Source organism: Paenibacillus sp. JNUCC 35 (genome assembly GCF_058269095.1).
The window spans coordinates 3331057-3346932 of sequence record NZ_CM177771.1 but is presented as its reverse complement, the minus strand read 5'-3'; the positions used below and the strand labels follow the sequence as shown (position 1 = coordinate 3346932).

At 51.2% G+C, this 15876-nt stretch carries 16 protein-coding genes; 9 read left to right on the top strand and 7 right to left on the bottom strand.

Annotation, left to right across the window (positions count from 1 at the left end):
• Positions 1-164: 164 nt before the first annotated feature.
• Positions 165-1457, bottom strand: a complete 1293-nt coding sequence (gene hflX / locus AC2TF6_RS15185; protein WP_491307455.1) for a GTPase HflX — start codon at positions 1455-1457, stop codon at positions 165-167.
• Positions 1458-1927: 470 nt separating this feature from the next.
• Between hflX and AC2TF6_RS15180 the strand changes: the two genes are divergently transcribed.
• Together AC2TF6_RS15180 and AC2TF6_RS15175 are read left to right on the top strand one after the other, a co-directional pair.
• Entirely contained in the window at positions 1928-2980 is a 1053-nt protein-coding gene (locus AC2TF6_RS15180) for an acyl-CoA dehydrogenase family protein (protein ID WP_491307454.1), read from the top strand.
• Between the two features lie 176 nt (positions 2981-3156).
• Positions 3157-3486, top strand: coding sequence for a DUF3892 domain-containing protein (locus AC2TF6_RS15175; RefSeq protein WP_491307453.1), 330 nt, complete (start codon positions 3157-3159; stop codon positions 3484-3486).
• Between the two features lie 53 nt (positions 3487-3539).
• Here AC2TF6_RS15175 and AC2TF6_RS15170 read toward each other — a convergent pair whose 3' ends face one another.
• Positions 3540-4904: an Ig-like domain-containing protein gene (locus tag AC2TF6_RS15170; RefSeq protein WP_491307452.1), complete on the bottom strand. Its 1365-nt coding sequence runs from the start codon at positions 4902-4904 to the stop codon at positions 3540-3542.
• Positions 4905-5267: 363 nt separating this feature from the next.
• Between AC2TF6_RS15170 and AC2TF6_RS15165 the strand changes: the two genes are divergently transcribed.
• The 3 genes from AC2TF6_RS15165 (at position 5268) to AC2TF6_RS15155 (ending at position 8325) form a co-directional block, all read left to right on the top strand.
• On the top strand, positions 5268-6824 hold the full coding sequence (locus AC2TF6_RS15165) for an ABC-F family ATP-binding cassette domain-containing protein (protein ID WP_218230290.1): 1557 nt from the start codon (positions 5268-5270) through the stop codon (positions 6822-6824).
• Positions 6825-7002: 178 nt separating this feature from the next.
• Positions 7003-7797, top strand: a complete 795-nt coding sequence (locus AC2TF6_RS15160) for a helix-turn-helix transcriptional regulator (RefSeq protein ID WP_491307451.1) — start codon at positions 7003-7005, stop codon at positions 7795-7797.
• Positions 7798-7905: 108 nt separating this feature from the next.
• Complete coding sequence (locus AC2TF6_RS15155; RefSeq protein ID WP_491307450.1) at positions 7906-8325, top strand: VOC family protein; 420 nt, start codon at positions 7906-7908, stop codon at positions 8323-8325.
• 152 nt (positions 8326-8477) lie between these two features.
• On the opposite strand, the gene AC2TF6_RS15150 is transcribed toward AC2TF6_RS15155, so the two are convergent.
• Both AC2TF6_RS15150 and AC2TF6_RS15145 read right to left on the bottom strand, forming a co-directional pair.
• Positions 8478-9296, bottom strand: coding sequence for an SPL family radical SAM protein (locus tag AC2TF6_RS15150; protein ID WP_491307449.1), 819 nt, complete (start codon positions 9294-9296; stop codon positions 8478-8480).
• A 73-nt stretch (positions 9297-9369) separates the two neighbouring features.
• Positions 9370-9969, bottom strand: a complete 600-nt coding sequence (locus AC2TF6_RS15145; RefSeq protein WP_491307448.1) for a bifunctional transcriptional activator/DNA repair enzyme AdaA — start codon at positions 9967-9969, stop codon at positions 9370-9372.
• A gap of 239 nt (positions 9970-10208) precedes the next feature.
• Between AC2TF6_RS15145 and AC2TF6_RS15140 the strand changes: the two genes are divergently transcribed.
• The 4 genes from AC2TF6_RS15140 (at position 10209) to AC2TF6_RS15125 (ending at position 13198) form a co-directional block, all read left to right on the top strand.
• Positions 10209-10625 (top strand): VOC family protein, encoded by a 417-nt coding sequence (locus AC2TF6_RS15140; protein WP_491307447.1) that lies wholly within the window; start codon positions 10209-10211, stop codon positions 10623-10625.
• Positions 10626-10832: 207 nt separating this feature from the next.
• Positions 10833-11669: a KPN_02809 family neutral zinc metallopeptidase gene (gene ypfJ, locus AC2TF6_RS15135; RefSeq protein ID WP_369996334.1), complete on the top strand. Its 837-nt coding sequence runs from the start codon at positions 10833-10835 to the stop codon at positions 11667-11669.
• Between the two features lie 165 nt (positions 11670-11834).
• Entirely contained in the window at positions 11835-12620 is a 786-nt protein-coding gene (pdaA, locus tag AC2TF6_RS15130) for a delta-lactam-biosynthetic de-N-acetylase (protein ID WP_491307446.1), read from the top strand.
• A gap of 92 nt (positions 12621-12712) precedes the next feature.
• On the top strand, positions 12713-13198 hold the full coding sequence (locus tag AC2TF6_RS15125; RefSeq protein WP_491307445.1) for an SDR family NAD(P)-dependent oxidoreductase: 486 nt from the start codon (positions 12713-12715) through the stop codon (positions 13196-13198).
• A 51-nt stretch (positions 13199-13249) separates the two neighbouring features.
• Here the strand turns inward: AC2TF6_RS15125 and AC2TF6_RS15120 are convergent, their stop codons facing one another.
• From AC2TF6_RS15120 to AC2TF6_RS15110, 3 genes are all read right to left on the bottom strand, one after another.
• Positions 13250-13423 carry an oleate hydratase gene (locus AC2TF6_RS15120; RefSeq protein ID WP_491307444.1) on the bottom strand — a complete coding sequence of 58 codons (174 nt, stop codon included), beginning with the start codon at positions 13421-13423 and terminating at the stop codon, positions 13250-13252.
• 139 nt (positions 13424-13562) lie between these two features.
• A complete protein-coding gene (gene cntE, locus AC2TF6_RS15115) occupies positions 13563-14774 on the bottom strand; it encodes a staphylopine family metallophore export MFS transporter CntE (RefSeq protein ID WP_491307443.1) in 1212 nt (403 codons plus the stop codon).
• Positions 14767-15867 carry a PLP-dependent cysteine synthase family protein gene (locus AC2TF6_RS15110; protein WP_491307442.1) on the bottom strand — a complete coding sequence of 367 codons (1101 nt, stop codon included), beginning with the start codon at positions 15865-15867 and terminating at the stop codon, positions 14767-14769. Before AC2TF6_RS15110 ends, cntE begins: the two co-directional genes overlap by 8 nt.
• Between the last annotated feature and the right edge of the window lie 9 nt (positions 15868-15876).

Here is a 15876-nt window from a genome sequence, read left to right as displayed (position 1 = left end):
GTGCTGGCCGGCACAGCAAAGCCTCTCTGATTCAGAGAGGCTTTTTTCTATGGGGCCCCGTCAGGCTAAAAAGAAAAGATACCCGCCGCTGCCGCGTCAGGCGGACAACGAGGGGTATCTTATTTCGTTCGTTTCGACAGTCGAACCTGCTAAAAGCAATCGTTTTAATGGCCCGGGTAAGCCTGGCCTTCCGAAAGCGGAATGTAGGAACCGCGGTAGCGTTCCAGAACGGATTCCGGACATTCCACGGTAAACCGTGCGCCGTCCGCCTCGTAGCGGATAGACCGGACGCGGGCGAATTCATTGAAATAAGCGGCCACATGGCTCTGGTCGTAAGGAACGAGCAGCTCGCACTGAACCTCGTGCCGGAAGATACGCTCCCGGATCTGCTCCGTCAATTCGGATATTCCGGCTCTTAGTTTGGCGGAAATCACGACATTGCCGTTATCCGCGGAAGGAAACTCAAGAGAGGACAGGTCCGCCTTGTTGTACACGAACAGCTTGGGGATATGATCGGCTCCAAGCTCCTTGAGCGTTTCCTCCGTTACCGCCATCTGCCGCTCATACACCGGGCTGGAACTGTCGACGACGTGAAGCAGCAAATCCGCTTCCGCAACTTCTTCCAGCGTGGAGCGGAACGCTTTAACGAGATGGTGGGGAAGCTGGCTGACAAATCCGACCGTGTCGGTCAGCAGGAACGATCTGCTGTCCTGCAGCCGAATGCTGCGCACCGATGTCTCCAGCGTGGCGAACAGCCGGTCTTCCGCCATAACCTGCTTGCCGGGGCCGGGATTGTGCGCCTCCATCATGGCGTTCATCAGACTGGATTTGCCCGCATTCGTATAGCCGACGAGACAGACGACGGGAACTTCGGTCTTGCGGCGTTTCTTGCGCTGAGTTTGGCGATGGCTGACGAGCTGATCCAGCTCCTTTTGAAGCATGACGATCCGCTCTTCGATTCTGCGCCGGTCCAGCTCCAGCTTCGTTTCCCCGGCGCCTCTGTTCTTAAGCCCCGAGCCGCCGCCCTGCCGTCCGAGCGACTCGCGCAAACCGACCAGGCGGGGGAGCATATAGTGGAGCCGGGCAACCTCGACTTGAAGCTGGGCTTCTCTGGTACGGGCTCTCTCCGCGAAAATCGCGAGAATCAAGGCCGTCCGGTCCATCACGGTCCGGTTCAAGGCGGCTTCCAGATTGCGGAGCTGGGAAGGGGTGAGTTCGTCGTTGCAGATGACGAGATCGGCACCGTGCGTTTCGATGAGTTCCAGCAGCTCTTCGATTTTCCCTTTCCCGATATAGTGGGAAGGATTGCTGCGGGCCAGCTTTTGGGTCAGCATGCCGGCTTCTTCGATCCCGGCCGCGGCGGCCAGATTAGCGAGCTCCTCCATAAAATAGCCGAAATCCGTACGGTTACCCGGATGAATCCCGATAAGTATCGCTTTTTGTTTTTGTCGTTCCAAACTAATCATCCTCTCGATACAAAAATAAAAACAGCACAAGAATATTTCCCGTGCTGAAGATACAAGAGGACCGGGCACAGAAATCGCGCGGATTTCCTGCCCTGCGGATATATAGGGTCTATGGATGAACCTCTTCGTTTAACCGTCGAGGGTTACCTGTAAAATGACAGACCTATCCCGTAGTCCTCTGCACACAACACACAGAGTCTTTGACGCCATCCTTAGATGTGCAAAGATCTGACCCGGATAAAATCCACCACACGTAACGCCTCCTCTGCCAAGATACAATTACTTTATCACAGCCGCTGCCGCCTTCCGAGGGAGAGTTTCCTTTATAGCCATTCTTTACAGGTCTTATAAAAGCGGCCGTCAGCAAATCGCCGTGAACGATGCGCCATCCCGTGTTAAAATACATAGAGCTTAAAAACCAAAAAAGTCCATTCAAAAACATACAAAAGGAAGCGGTATCTATGATATTCACCCTAGAGGAAGTACAGCGGATCAGAGAACAATCGCCAGGCATGGAGTCGGAGGGAGCTCTTACCGAAGAACTGCTTAACCTCATTTATCAAAACAGATGGTTTAAACTGTTCGTCCCCGACGATTTGAACGGCCGCATGACTTCTCTTCCGGACGCTCTCCGGATTTTCCGGGAATGCTCGCGGGCAGACGGAAGTTTCGGCTGGCTGGTGACCATCGGAGCGGGCGGCGGTTTTTTCGCTTCCTTAATGAAGCCGGAAGTCGGCACCGCCTTGTTCGCCGGCGAGAAAGCCGTCGTTGCGGGCAGCGGCGCGCCAACCGGTACAGCCAAGCGGGTCGAAGGCGGCTATCTGGTGAGCGGCCGCTGGAAATACTGCAGCGGGGCCGCTCATGCCACGATGTTTACCGCAAACTGTGTGGTTGAAGCGCAGGATGGTTTGGAGCAGGTAGAGAGCGCAGAAATCCGTTCGTTTATTTTCACGCCGGATCAAGTCCGTATTCACTGGGACTGGAATACATTCGGCCTCAAGGGGACGGGAAGCCACAGCGTTTCCGTTGCGGACCAGTTCGTCCCGGACAGAATGACGTTTCTCTTCACGGAAGTGCACGCCTACGGAGACGAGCTTATCTACCGGTACCCGTTTATCCCGTTTGCCCAGGCTTCTTTTGCCGCGGTTGCCCTAGGCATCGCCGCTCATTTCGCTGAAGCGGCCCGCGACTATATCCGCGTGAAGGAGCGGAAAGCGAACGTTCAGAGGAAGCTGGAAGAGCAGGAGGCTCTTCTGAGCAGGACCGAATCCGCTTTCTATTCGGCAATAACGCGCTCATGGGACGAGCTTGTCCTGCACGGAAGCATGTCCGAGGCTGACGAGAAGCAGGTATCCGAACAGTGCCTGAGTGCCATACGGAGCGTGCTGACCGGTACGTTTGAGCTGTTTTCGCTGCTGGGTTTGTCGGCGGCTATGGAAGACAGTCCGGTTAACCGGACATGGAGAGATCTGCAAACCGTATGTCAGCACAGCCTGCTTTTTCCGGAAGAATAAGGAAGTATGAGAAGGAAATCGGTCCGATCATTTGGACGCCTCGCGAGAAAACTGTTTCCGATACGATTCACGCTCTGATGAATAAAAATAAAGCATACCTATCCGTTGGATGATTCAGTCCGCCGCCTTTTATAAAAGTAAGTAAAAACAGGCATGCTATAACCGAGGTGATTCCGATGAATGAAGGACCGGCGAATACCGATTTCGAAGCGATTTACGAGAATTACAAGCAGCAGGGAGAGCTGCAGGCCGTTCAGGAGCAGACGGAAGCCGCGGCTTCGGACGGTTTGGAATCGATCGTGGCGGTCCGCAAAAACGGGGACGGGGACATTATTGCCGTTAAAACGTCTTCCGGACGCGAGCTCGACTATGTCTCCGCCTTGAATGAAGCCAAGTCCGGCGCCTTGGCCCATGTGGACGTGTTTCACCGGTACGGCCGGGATATTCTCCGCAGCGAGCCCGACGGAGTTAAGTCGAATAATCTGGATCAGCTGCCTCCTTTTTAGGGAGCATGCAGAAGAGCCCGACGAGGTCGGGCTCTTTTTTACGTGCGAAATAGTCAATGAGGGCTGTAAATCGAATATGCGAAATGATAAAGCGAATTATCGTTGGCGTTCAGCTGTGTTCCGCCGGAATATACGAGAAGAGGGATAATATCGTAATAGTGGGTTGAAGCGTAGCCGTAGAACAAATTTTGTCCGATGGCAGGCTGTATTCCGTTGATCGTTACGCTGAAGGTTCCGTTGCTGCTCGTCGTACCCGATCCGCTATAAATTTTGTTGTTAAGCTTGGTTTGTATATAGACGGTAATCGGAGCATTGAAAGCAGGTGCTCCCGAAGCGTCTTTGGCGAGACCGGTCACGGTCATGTAATTCTGGATCCTCCATTTATTGCCTTCCCCATAATCGATCCGTTTTCCGGCGTCGACATTCTTTTCGGATTGGATGCTTACGATTTCGACCGAAGTCGGTGCTTTGTATTCGCTGAAAGTAAGTGAATACGGAACGGAAGCATTAAACGAATTCAGGGATACAACCCGCAGATAATAGGTGCCGGGGGTCAGGGAGCCGTCCACATCTTTATTCTGGTCCACTGTACCGAGCGATCCTAAATTCTGGTTGAAAATCTGCAGCTGATAGGTTGTGCCCGGTGCGCTGTTGGCCAGTTTGATATGGAAAGATTTTGCGGCGGTAACTGTATATTTGATCCAATCGGCGTCCAGGCTGTTGTCGATCGTCTGGCCGCTGACCGTAAACGAATCGGTTTTCTGCTGGGCATGCCAGATGTTATCGTCCGGCTCAGCCGCATCGTAGGATGCCGATTCTACAACCGTAAAGTAATAAGACGTATTGGCATCGAATCCCGTGTAGGCCGAAACCGCCAGGAAGTAAATACCTGCGGGTGCTATCCGGCTGATTTGCTCATTGGATTGAGGACCGTAGGAGGAAGTCTCCTGCTCCACCAAACTGCTCGTTGCCGGGTCATATCGGAATAAGTGAAGATCGTAATCAATGGAGGCGGAAGGAATCGTTTGAAGATATGCGGTCAGTTTGCCCGGAGAGTTCGTTTGGAAGACGTACCACCGCTGTCCGCCCGCTTCCGTAATTTTATCCGCATAAACAGCTCCCGTTACGACTTGTACCGCATTGTTCGGATTGTTGTTGAGTGCGGCATTCACGTTCACGGATAATCCCTGACCCCGAGCCGCTTTATCCAGCGACAGAGGAGATTCAAGAGGCTTGCGGGATTCCGGCAGAGCATCGCGCTGGGACTTGAAATCGGCCGGAGAGGTTAATTCCCCTCCCTTTACGACAGGCGGCGTTGCTGCAGGTTGTACCGACGCGGACGCTTCCGCTTGTCCGGCTAGCCCGCTTAATAGGGCCGAGCCTGCGATAGCGAGAGACAAAAACCATTTCTTCAACATGTGTTTCTTCCTCACCTTCTCCATAAAATTACCGCGCAGGCGGTTTATATGTAAGCGAAAAACGCTTCATATCGGAAGACTTTATCAGTCGGGTATAAACTGCCGTGTTGCCATAACATCCGGAGAAAGGAAGAGGGAGAATGATAGAACCAAAATCCGTACCAACATTTACCAAAATTCTAGCATGCGCGATTTTTGCCTGTCAATAAATTCCATCTCCTACTTTAGCCTTATTTTTAAAGAATCCGCCGATACGTAAAACTTTGAAAGAAAACGGCTTTTTTTCAATCGTGCATTGAGTTGTCCACCCCGTAACGCTTATAATAAAGCGAGTAAAAAGTTTATAAGAAAAGGTGTCTATTCATGAGCATATTAAACGTAGAACGACTGAGCCACGGTTTTGGAGACCGCGCGATCTTTAACGACGTATCTTTCCGCCTCCTGAAAGGCGAGCATATCGGACTCATCGGTGCCAACGGAGAAGGTAAGTCTACCTTCATGAACATTATTACGGGCAAGCTCCAGCCGGATGACGGCAAAGTGGAATGGTCGAAACGGATGCGGGTCGGGTATTTGGATCAACATGCGGTTCTCAGCAAAGGCATGACCATCCGCGATGTGCTTAAAGGAGCTTTTCAATATCTGTTCGACATGGAACAGGAAATGAACGGCATGTACGAGAAAATGGCGGATGTCACTCCGGAAGAACTGGAGCAGCTGCTCGAAGACGTCGGCACGATCCAGGATACGCTGACCAATCAGGATTTTTATATGATCGACGCCAAAATCGAAGAAACCGCCCGCGGCCTCGGCCTTACGGATATCGGGCTGGACAAGGACGTCAATGACCTCAGCGGCGGTCAGCGGACGAAGGTCCTGCTGGCGAAGCTGCTTCTGGAGAAGCCGGATATCCTTCTCCTCGACGAGCCTACCAACTATCTGGACGAGCAGCATATCGAATGGCTGAAGCGCTACCTGCAGGAGTACGAGAATGCCTTTATTCTGATTTCGCACGACATTCCGTTCCTGAACAGCGTCATTAACCTGATTTATCATATGGAAAACCAGGAATTAAACCGCTACGTAGGCGACTACGATCACTTCAAGCAAGTTTATGAAATGAAAAAACAGCAGCTGGAATCGGCTTATAAACGCCAGCAGCAGGAAATCGCGGATCTGAAAGACTTCGTGGCCCGCAACAAAGCGAGCGTCGCCACTCGGAATATGGCCATGTCCCGGCAAAAGAAACTCGACAAAATGGACGTTATCGAACTGGCCAAAGAGAAACCGAAACCGCAGTTTAACTTCAAAGAGGGCAGAACGCCAGGTAAACTGATTTTCGAAACGAAAGATCTTGTCATCGGGTATGAAGAGCCGTTGTCCAGACCGCTCAATCTCCGCATGGAAAGAGGGCAGAAGATCGCTCTGGTCGGTGCGAACGGAATCGGTAAAACGACGCTCTTGCGCAGCATTCTAGGCGAGATTCCCGCTTTATCCGGGTCCGTGCAGCTTGGGGAAAACCTGAGCATCGGCTACTTCGAACAGGAAATGAAAGACGCCAACTACAACACGTGTATCGAAGAGATCTGGAAAGAATTTCCTTCCTACACTCAGTTTGAAGTGCGGGCCGCTCTGGCGAAATGCGGTTTGACGACCAAGCATATCGAGAGCAAAATCACAGTGCTAAGCGGCGGAGAGAAAGCCAAAGTTCGTCTCTGCAAGCTGATCAACAACGAAACCAACCTGCTTGTATTCGACGAGCCGACCAACCACTTGGACGTGGATGCGAAGGAAGAATTAGCCCGCGCGCTCAAAGCTTACAAAGGCAGCATCCTGCTCATTTCCCATGAACCTGAATTTTATCGTGAAGTTGTTACGGAGACTTGGAACTGCGAATCCTGGACGACGAAAGTGTTCTAACCGTCCCGGCCGGGTTCCCTGCCGTTCAGAAAAAGTCCTGCCAAGCAATTGCTGAGGCAGGGCTTTTTTTATAATCAAAAAAGGGAACAAACATTCGATTCTTAATGTTTTGTTCGTACAAATCCCAGGAAGAATGTGGTAAAATGAATGGGCAAAGAATACAAGGAAGGTGAATCGTTTGACTGACCGGTATTCCGAAATTGATGAGGTTATTTTGTACATTCAGAGGAACATTTACGAGCCACTCTCGCTTAATCAATTGGCCTCTTACGCCGCCTACAGCCCTTATCACTTTACAAGACTTTTCAAATCAAAAATCGGACTTACTCCTCAATACTACGTTTCTTCGCTTCGTCTTCAGAAAGCCAAAGACCTGCTGCTGCGCACAAATTTGAGCATCCGTGACATCGGCCTTGAAATCGGACAGCAAAGCCTGGGCACCTTCACAACAAGATTCACCGAAAAAGTCGGAATGACCCCTTCGGAATTCCGGAATTCCGCATTTTTAGCCGACAGTCACTTTCACTCCCTTAAGAAGCTGGATGGCTGGTCGATGCCCGAAACAGCTGCACTGCCCTTCGGAAATATCGAAGGAATCGTTCAAGCCACGATACCGTTCGAGGGCGTCATTCTGATCGGACTGTTCGCCAAACCGATTCCGGAAGGGCTGCCGCTGTACGGCACACTGCTCTCCTCGCTCGGAAGCTTCTGTATTCCGGGCGTTAAGCCGGGCACCTATTACCTGATGGCAACCTCGGTCTCCTGGGGGACGAAAGCGGTTGACTTTCTTTTGCCGGAAGCGACGCTGCGCACCCGTTCGAGGGAACCGATCGTCGTTGAACCGGGAATTCCCGTACCGCAGCAGCTCATAACCCTGCACGTTCCGCGCTATGACGATCCACCGATTTTGATCTCTCTGCCGGTCCTCATGAATAATTTCCTCAGGCGAGCAAGTTCACCAGGCAGCACCTAACCGGAGAGTTTTCCGCCGCATTACCGCAATTTATAAGAAACGTCGGCTTTTAATCGGTGTTACGATATGTACAGGAACCACATATACCTTTTGAGAGGATGTTGATGCATGGCTAAGCATACGACGTATATTTTTTCCGAGGATGCGCGGGCTCAAGCTGAATTTTACATACAGGCGCTGGGAGGCGAGATTACGTCCGTGACCACGTACGGTCAGGTTCCGGGCGCGAAGGAAGAAGAGCTAAAAGACAAAGTCATCAACCTGAGCTTTGTTGCGGCCGGCGTTACTTTTCTCATGTCGGATTCGATGTTTGAAGCGTTGATACCGGGAAATGTGTTAAGTCTCTGTCTTGAATTCGCTACCGAAGAAGAAGCTCACTCGGCTTTTAACAATCTGTCGAAGGACGGTAAAGTTAATCAACCTCTGGAGCCGGCTTTCTGGGGCGCCTTATTCGGACAGCTGGAGGATAAATACGGCATCACTTGGATGATCACGTCCGACCTCTCGGCTTGCAGGGAATCCCAGTAAATCAAGCCGCCGCTAGCCAGTTACGATAGCGACTTGCAGTAGCCTTTTTGCTCCCCCGACAAATCTCCTCTATGACAAAAAAAGCAAAAATCCGCATTCCCGCGGATTTTTGCCTTCATTAACTATTTGCATTCAGCGGCCGGATTTGGATCCTAAGGTTCGAAACCTTTCTGGCTTATAAAGATCTGATTCTCGGTAAACACTCTCTTCAAGCGTTCTACCATACGCTGACAAGCATGAGGATGATACCAATCTTCCAGTCCTAACTCCTTATAGACGGTTTCCATGTTCAAACTCCGCGTACGTCTTCCGCCGCTGCCGTCCCCCATAAAATAATCGTCAACGCAAACCCGGTTCACAACCGATTTTAACAGGTCCGGAAATGCCTCACTGCTTGGCAGGAGAGGAGCAATCGCAGCTTGTGCGGGTACTCCGGCGGCTTTTAACGCTTGAAGAGTCTTTAAGCGTGCTTGTATAGGCGGCGCCGCCGGGGAGAACCGCTTTCTTATCTCGTCCAAGTCCGTTTCTACCGTCATGCTGACACGGACCCGGTTTTTCAATTGAAGCAGCAGATCCATGTCCCGCTCTACTAAAGGGCTCCTTGTTTGGAGCAGCACAAAATCGGGTGGATCTTCGGTCATCACTTCGAGCAGCGACCGGGTGACTTCTTCTTTGTATTCAATCGGCTGATAAGGATCCGTGCTGGAGGACATAAAGATCGTGACGGGACCTTTACTTTTCGCTCGGCGAAGCTCTTTGCGGAAAAGTTCGGCCGCTTCTTTCTTGACATCCACCCAGGTTCCCCATTCGGCTCCGCGGAAAGTGGAGACAGGCATTTTTCTTACATAACAATATGAACAGCCGAAGGAACAGCCGGTGTAAGGATTTAATGAATGGGTATAGCCGGCAAGAAACCCCGTTCCTTTATTCAGCAGTGTTTTAGGCGTTTTATTCCGGTATTCCAGTTTCATAGTCGCTCCGTTCCTCTGATTGCTTCCGACTTGATTTATAACGATGGGTTGCATCTGTTTCCGCTGATGGTACTTAGCTTTCTATCGTCCGGCTTAAGCTTTGGGACTGCCGGTAACCTGCGGGTGTATAACCGGTTTTCTTTTTAAACAGCGTAATGAAATAGGAGGTGTTCGGAATACCGACTTTAGATCCGATGTCGGACACCGATAGCTGTGAATTCCCGAGCAGACTTTTGGCATTCTCGATGCGAATGTGCTGAAGGTATTCCAGCGGAGTTATTCCTTTAATTCGCTTGAACGTACGCTGTAGATGATAAGGACTGCCGTGGCAAATTTCCGAGAAGGTTCTGAGCGTCAGCGGTTGTTTGTAGTGGTTGTCCGCATAATGGGCGATTTGTTCGATCCAGTCGTCTTCAGGGAGGCGTCTGCCGGTCGGTTTGCATCTTTTGCACGGACGAAATTGGGCCTGCAGGGCTTGTTCGGCATCTTGGAATATGCAGGTATTTTCCCGTTTCGGTTCTTTGGATTTGCAGGAGGGACGGCAAAAAATGCCGGTTGTTTTCACTCCGTAAAAAAAGATGCCGTCGTAAGAAGAATCATTACTGATAATGGCCTGCCATTTATCGGCTGAGGGACTATCCAAGTTTGTCGCTTTCCGAAACCGTTCTGACATAGCTGGAAACACCTCCTTTTACCTATCCATTATACCTCTAAAGTGAACGTATGTACGTATAAATGAATGAGACAGCAACATATCGCTAAACCAAGTTACCACACAGAACCTGCTATACATAACTTCACTAACTAAAAGCGCAATTTAAGAGAAATGCTTCCGTGAAGCCCATGCTACAATTAAAGCAACCGGAAGAATTTTTCGGAAAAACACAATAGATGACGTGGAGGTATTTCTTAATGGCAACTAAAGCGGATAAAATTTTTGTGAATTTACCGGTTAAAAATTTGGACAAATCGGTACAATTTTTCACGGCGCTCGGCTATGAATTCAATGCCCAATTTACAGACGAGAATGCAACCTGCATGGTTGTCAGTGATAGCATTTTTGTGATGCTTCTGGTTGAAGATTTCTTCAAAACGTTTACGAATAAGGAGATTGTCGATACGGGAAAAAGTGCCGAAGTCATTGTGGCATTATCTGCGGACAGCAAAGAGCAGGTGGACGAGATTGTAAACAAGGCGCTGGAAGCGGGGGGGAGTCCGATGAATGATAAAGTGGACCATGGCTTTATGTACACGTGGAGCTTCCGGGATATAGACGGACATCATTGGGAGTTCATCTATATGGATGAGAGTGCGGCTGCTCAGGGGTAAGGTGCCGATTCGGGAAATAAAGGAAACAGAATTTCTTCTGAAAGAGCCGCGGTATGCGCGGTTCTTTTTGTTTGCCTGGAAAGGATTGGATGGCTAATCCTGCGGCGTACTTTTACAAAGTTTCTGACTGTGCAGATCGGGTATATTACCATATAAAATCATTCATTCTGACGGACTTGTTTCTATACACCAGGGGGAGGACAAGCGATGAAGTGGCAGGGAAGAAGAGGAAGTTCAAACGTGGAAGACCGGAGGGGAGTCGGCGGCAAAACGCTAGTCGGAGGCGGGATCGGCGGGATCATTATCGTGCTCCTCATGACTTTGCTTGGGGGAAATCCCGGCGATCTGCTGAGTGATCTGACAGGTGCAGGCTCCGGGTCAAACGCGCCGTACGAGGAAACGCAGCAGGAGAAGGAGCTTTCCCAGTTTGTCTCTGTTGTCCTGGCCGACACGGAAGACGTGTGGACCGCCCAGTTTAAGGAGCGGGGCCTCGTTTATGAGAAGCCGACGCTTGTTCTGTACACGGACCAGGTGCAATCCGCCTGCGGAACGGCCGGTTCGTCAACGGGACCGTTTTATTGCCCGGGTGACCGCAAGCTATACATCGATCTAAGCTTCTATAACGAGCTTAAGCAGGAGTTTAAAGCGCCGGGGGACTTTGCCATGGCCTACGTAATCGCTCATGAAGTCGGACATCATGTGCAGACACTGCTCGGGACATCCGATAAGATTATGCCGCTGCGCCAAAAGATGAGTGAAGCGGAATTCAATAAATATCTGGTCCGTTTTGAGCTGCAGGCCGATTATTTCGCCGGCGTCTGGGCGCATCATGCCAAAGGGATGGATGTGCTTGAAGAAGGGGATCTGGAGGAAGCGTTAACGGCCGCCAGTGCGGTCGGGGATGATACGATTCAGAAAAGAGCGCGCGGCTACGTGGTTCCCGAAAGCTTTACGCACGGCACATCGGAACAAAGAAAATCCTGGTTCAGCAAAGGCTATCAATCGGGAAGAATAGAGGACGGAGATACTTTTTCGAATAAGTAAAATACGAAAAATATCCAGAATCATTCATAGAAAAGGAAATATCCGTCACCCTGCGGAACTTTTTATTTTTACAATCCACAAATTTCCAAAGAACGGAATCGCATGAATCTCTCCGATTAGAGACATATTACCAATGCATCAAAGTTATGAAAACGGAGGCGAATCATGAAAAGGGTTACGATCGTTTTTGCTTTATTGACAATTTTCATCACGGTTTTTCCATTAGATACCTTGGCAGCCGATGGGGGGAATAAGACGTATCACTTCGGATTCAAAAAGAGCAAACAAGGGAAGCCGGCCTCCATTGATGAAGAAGGATTCAAGAGTATTTTGGAGAAACATGAAGCGGTTTTTCTTGGGGATACCGCCAAAAAAGAACTTTATCTAACTTTCGATAACGGGTATGAAAACGGATGTACGCCCAAAATACTCGATGTATTAAAAGCGAAGCAGGTGCCCGCAGCTTTTTTCGTAACCGGTCATTTTGTCGAGGATAAGCCTGAATTGGTTAAACGAATGACGGCCGAAGGTCATCTTATCGGCAACCATTCCTGGAGTCATCCGGACATGTCCCGAATTTCCGACGAGAAAATAAAGACCGAACTGGACCGGGTCAAAGATGCCGTCGCCAATCTGACGGGGGGGCAAACGATGTCTTTCATGCGTCCGCCCCGCGGAATTTTCAGCGACCGGGTGTTAGAGGTAAGCAAACAACACGGGTACACTAACGTATTTTGGTCGGTTGCTTATAAAGACTGGGACGTCAAAGATCAGAAGGGCTGGAAATATGCCTACGATAAAGTCATTGCCCAGCTTCATCCCGGCGCGGTCATTCTGCTGCACTCCATTTCAAAGGACAATACGGATGCCTTGGACAAAATTATTGATGAAGCAAAAAAGCAGGGGTATGAGTTCAAGAGTCTGGAAAACTTAAACAAAAAAACCGAATGAAATAGACCAAGTAATCAGCTTCTATGCGGAGCTGGTTTCTTCTTTTTTGAGAAGGAGCTGCATTCCCTGACTAGCGAGAAGAATACGGATGCATGCAGAGACACTTCGTTCATTTTGTTCAGAAGTCCTTCGAAGATATGTCCTGGGAGGAGTTTATCCAGAAGACGAACGACGAGCTTCAAGCCGCTTTCGTTTCGACCAAGGCCGTACTGCCTTTTATGAAAAAGCAGAAGTCCGGGAAGCTCGTTTATGTGTCCAGCGCACTTGGCAATCATGCGGCTCGGCTGTTCATATCGCACGGCACCTCCAAGGGAGCCTTAAACAGCTTTGTCCGGTATATCGCTCGGGAGTTCGGCGGCGCCGGGATTACCGCCAATATCGTTTCGCCCGGTATGGTGGACACGGATGCGACCGCGTCGATACCGGATGCGTTTAAACAGCAGCAGGCGGCGTATTTGCCGCTCGGAAGAATCGGCCGGCCGGAGGATATCGCCCGGGCGATCGCTTTTTACGCCAGCGAAGACAGCTCTTATTTGACGGGCACTTACCTGTCTGTCAGCGGGGGCGGGGAAATGTAGCGGGCGCCCCGAAAAGCCCCCGCCGTTCCGGCGGGAGCTTCTCGGGACAAGCTATTTGACCATCGTCACCACCGGATCGAAGAGGACCTTCGCATGACGGTTCCCGCGGTACATCCCGGGAATCTTTTTGTCATCGTCGGGTATTTCGGTATATTGCCCGATAAATGCGAAATTTCCTGAGCCATCCGGCACATCTTGCGGACGGTCCCCTTCTTCGCGGGGCATGAACTGACTCGTAATAAAAAGAGCATATGCTCCACGTCGACGATATTCCGGTCTTTATCGACGAGGCGGAGAGGAATAAACTAGACAATTTCCGGGTTTTGTCGTACGCAACAAGCCGGAGCCGCAATAACAGCGGAGTTTACAATCCGGCTGCCGTCCTCTCCTTTCCGTTTTCCGTTTGCCGCGCGCGAAATCCTAAGCCCGCAAATCCTGCAAGCAAACAAAGCGCGCCTCCCGTAATAAACATGACCGGAAACGAGAAGGAAGAAGCAACAGGTCCCATGGCTAAAGCTCCCAGCGAAAATCCGAGATCGGCGGCCCCGATAAAAAGACCGATCAGCATCCCCCGCGCAAAATGCGGAACGGAGAAAGACACGTAGGTCAGCAGCGCCGGGTACAGCAGAGCGAACGCGATGCCGTTAAAAACAGCCGCAGCCGCCAGCGCGGCGGGTGACAGGCTGATTCCCAGAATCAGCGAGCCGAGGCTTGCCAAAGCGAGCGAGGGGAACAGAATCCGGCCCGGAAAGCTCCCGTCGGAAGGAATATACTTCCGGCCCGCAAACCGCGTCAAGACCAGCACAAGTGTCTGAATGAGGAAATAAAGCTCGGCAAATTTCAGACCTTGTTTCTCCAGATACAAGGGCAGAAAGGTGAAAATGGCGCCGTTGGCGACCGAGGCGAGAAGCATAACGGCGGAGGAGAGAAGCAGGGTCCGGCTTTTCCATACGCCTTTCCGGGAAAGAGGACTGGCTGCCGGATCATCCGGAATTTCTGCCGGGGGCGCAGCGGCTGACGACTTCATTTGCCTGGAAAGAGATAGACCGAATAGGAATATTCCCATACTCATCATAAATAACGAACCGAAAATCCAAATCATCGGCAGCCAGTCTTTCAGAAGCAGTGCGATGGTAGGCCCGAATGTCGAGGGAATCATGGTCGCCAGAGAATAAAGGGACAAGCCCTGCGCTCTCATTTTTTCGGAAAGCAGGTCCATCGTGATAATCTCCATGGCCGTGGAAAAGAATGCGGCTACGATGCCTTGAACCGCCCGGACCAAACCGAAAAGCCACAGATTCGGAATGAAATAGCCCGCTAAAGAAACGGTGAAAAGAAGCAGCGCAAGCACAAATACTTTCCGGGTCCCGTACCGGTCGATAACGGTTCCGGCAATGGGTCTGCAGATCATGGAGGCGAACATCGTCGTCCCCATGATAAGACCGATTTCCATTTCGCCGGCACCGGCCGTGATGGCATAGAAGGGAAGAATCATCAGCACCATGTAGACAATGCAGTAAAACAGTATTGTAACCGCATACACTTGAAGAGAGCGGAAGGAATACGGATTATCCATGCCGGAACAGCTCCCTTGAGATCAGGCGGCTGGGGGAATCGAGCTGTTCGGCCAGCTCGGGTTTGTAGTTGGCCGTTTCGGCGGGATTTCTGCTGTAGGGAGGCAGCTCGCGGACGCGTACCTTCATTTCCTGAAGTCCGATATCCGTCAAAATTCCGCGTTCCTGCAGCCAATCGTCATTATAGATGGTCGGCAGGTATCGTTCCCCGTTGTCGGAGGCGACGCAAACGATCCGTTTGCCCCTTCCCATGAGCTGCGCCAGTTTCCAGGCGGCGACCATCCCCGCTCCCGTCGAGCCTCCGCCCAGTATGCCTTCGTGCTTGGCAAGCATACGGCACATGAGGAACGCATCCTCGTCCGGCACTTTGTAAATTTCGTCGATGCGCTGCAAATCGTCCACATTGGTCGGCGTCCAGCTCAGCCCCATGCCGGGCAGAAGATAGGCATGCGCCTTGCCGCCGAAAATGGTCGAACCGACCGCATCGACCGCAATCACTTTCACATGCGGGGCGTACTCCTTGATGTAACGCGAGAGGCCGCCGATCTGACCGCCTGTGCTGACGGTGACGATAACGGCATCAATCCGGTGATCGCTTTGATCCATCAGCTCTTTCGCCGTCTGGACATAATGGGCTTCCCCGTTCCACGGGTTAAAGCACTGATCCGGCCGGAACGAGCCGGGAATTTCCCGGTGCAGCTTGTTGGCCAGCGCGATCCGGGTTTTGTGATAAGACCCGCTGTCGTCCTGTTCGGTGACCACGATCACCTCCGCTCCGTACGCTTTCATCATGGCCAGATTGACGGGAGTCGTTTTCGGGTCCACCAGCACGATGACGCGATACCCTTTGGCTGCGCCGATCATGGCCAGCGAGATGCCGAAATTGCCCGATGACGATTCGATAAGCGTGCCGCCGGGTTTCAGCCAGCCCCTTCTTTCCGCCTCTTCGATAATGTAAAGCGCGGGACGGTCCTTGATACTTCCGCCGGGATTGGTCCGCTCCATTTTCAAATAAATTTCCGAATCCGCCGACTCGACAAGACGGTTTAACCGTATAAGAGGGGAGTTGCCGATCGTATCGAGAATCGTAGACATTATCCATAC

What these genes read in the sequence shown, in the direction of transcription:
- AC2TF6_RS15180 (WP_491307454.1), top strand. Translation starts at nt 1,928, where the DNA reads ATGATATTCACCCTAGAGGAAGTACAGCGGATCAGAGAACAATCGCCA.
- AC2TF6_RS15175 (WP_491307453.1), top strand. Translation starts at nt 3,157, where the DNA reads ATGAATGAAGGACCGGCGAATACCGATTTCGAAGCGATTTACGAGAAT.
- AC2TF6_RS15170 (WP_491307452.1), bottom strand. Translation starts at nt 4,904, where the DNA reads ATGTTGAAGAAATGGTTTTTGTCTCTCGCTATCGCAGGCTCGGCCCTA.
- AC2TF6_RS15165 (WP_218230290.1), top strand. Translation starts at nt 5,268, where the DNA reads ATGAGCATATTAAACGTAGAACGACTGAGCCACGGTTTTGGAGACCGC.
- AC2TF6_RS15155 (WP_491307450.1), top strand. Translation starts at nt 7,906, where the DNA reads ATGGCTAAGCATACGACGTATATTTTTTCCGAGGATGCGCGGGCTCAA.
- AC2TF6_RS15150 (WP_491307449.1), bottom strand. Translation starts at nt 9,296, where the DNA reads ATGAAACTGGAATACCGGAATAAAACGCCTAAAACACTGCTGAATAAA.
- AC2TF6_RS15145 (WP_491307448.1), bottom strand. Translation starts at nt 9,969, where the DNA reads ATGTCAGAACGGTTTCGGAAAGCGACAAACTTGGATAGTCCCTCAGCC.
- AC2TF6_RS15140 (WP_491307447.1), top strand. Translation starts at nt 10,209, where the DNA reads ATGGCAACTAAAGCGGATAAAATTTTTGTGAATTTACCGGTTAAAAAT.
- ypfJ (WP_369996334.1), top strand. Translation starts at nt 10,833, where the DNA reads ATGAAGTGGCAGGGAAGAAGAGGAAGTTCAAACGTGGAAGACCGGAGG.
- pdaA (WP_491307446.1), top strand. Translation starts at nt 11,835, where the DNA reads ATGAAAAGGGTTACGATCGTTTTTGCTTTATTGACAATTTTCATCACG.
- AC2TF6_RS15125 (WP_491307445.1), top strand. Translation starts at nt 12,713, where the DNA reads ATGCAGAGACACTTCGTTCATTTTGTTCAGAAGTCCTTCGAAGATATG.
- AC2TF6_RS15120 (WP_491307444.1), bottom strand. Translation starts at nt 13,423, where the DNA reads ATGCCCCGCGAAGAAGGGGACCGTCCGCAAGATGTGCCGGATGGCTCA.
- cntE (WP_491307443.1), bottom strand. Translation starts at nt 14,774, where the DNA reads ATGGATAATCCGTATTCCTTCCGCTCTCTTCAAGTGTATGCGGTTACA.
- AC2TF6_RS15110 (WP_491307442.1), bottom strand. Translation starts at nt 15,867, where the DNA reads ATGTCTACGATTCTCGATACGATCGGCAACTCCCCTCTTATACGGTTA.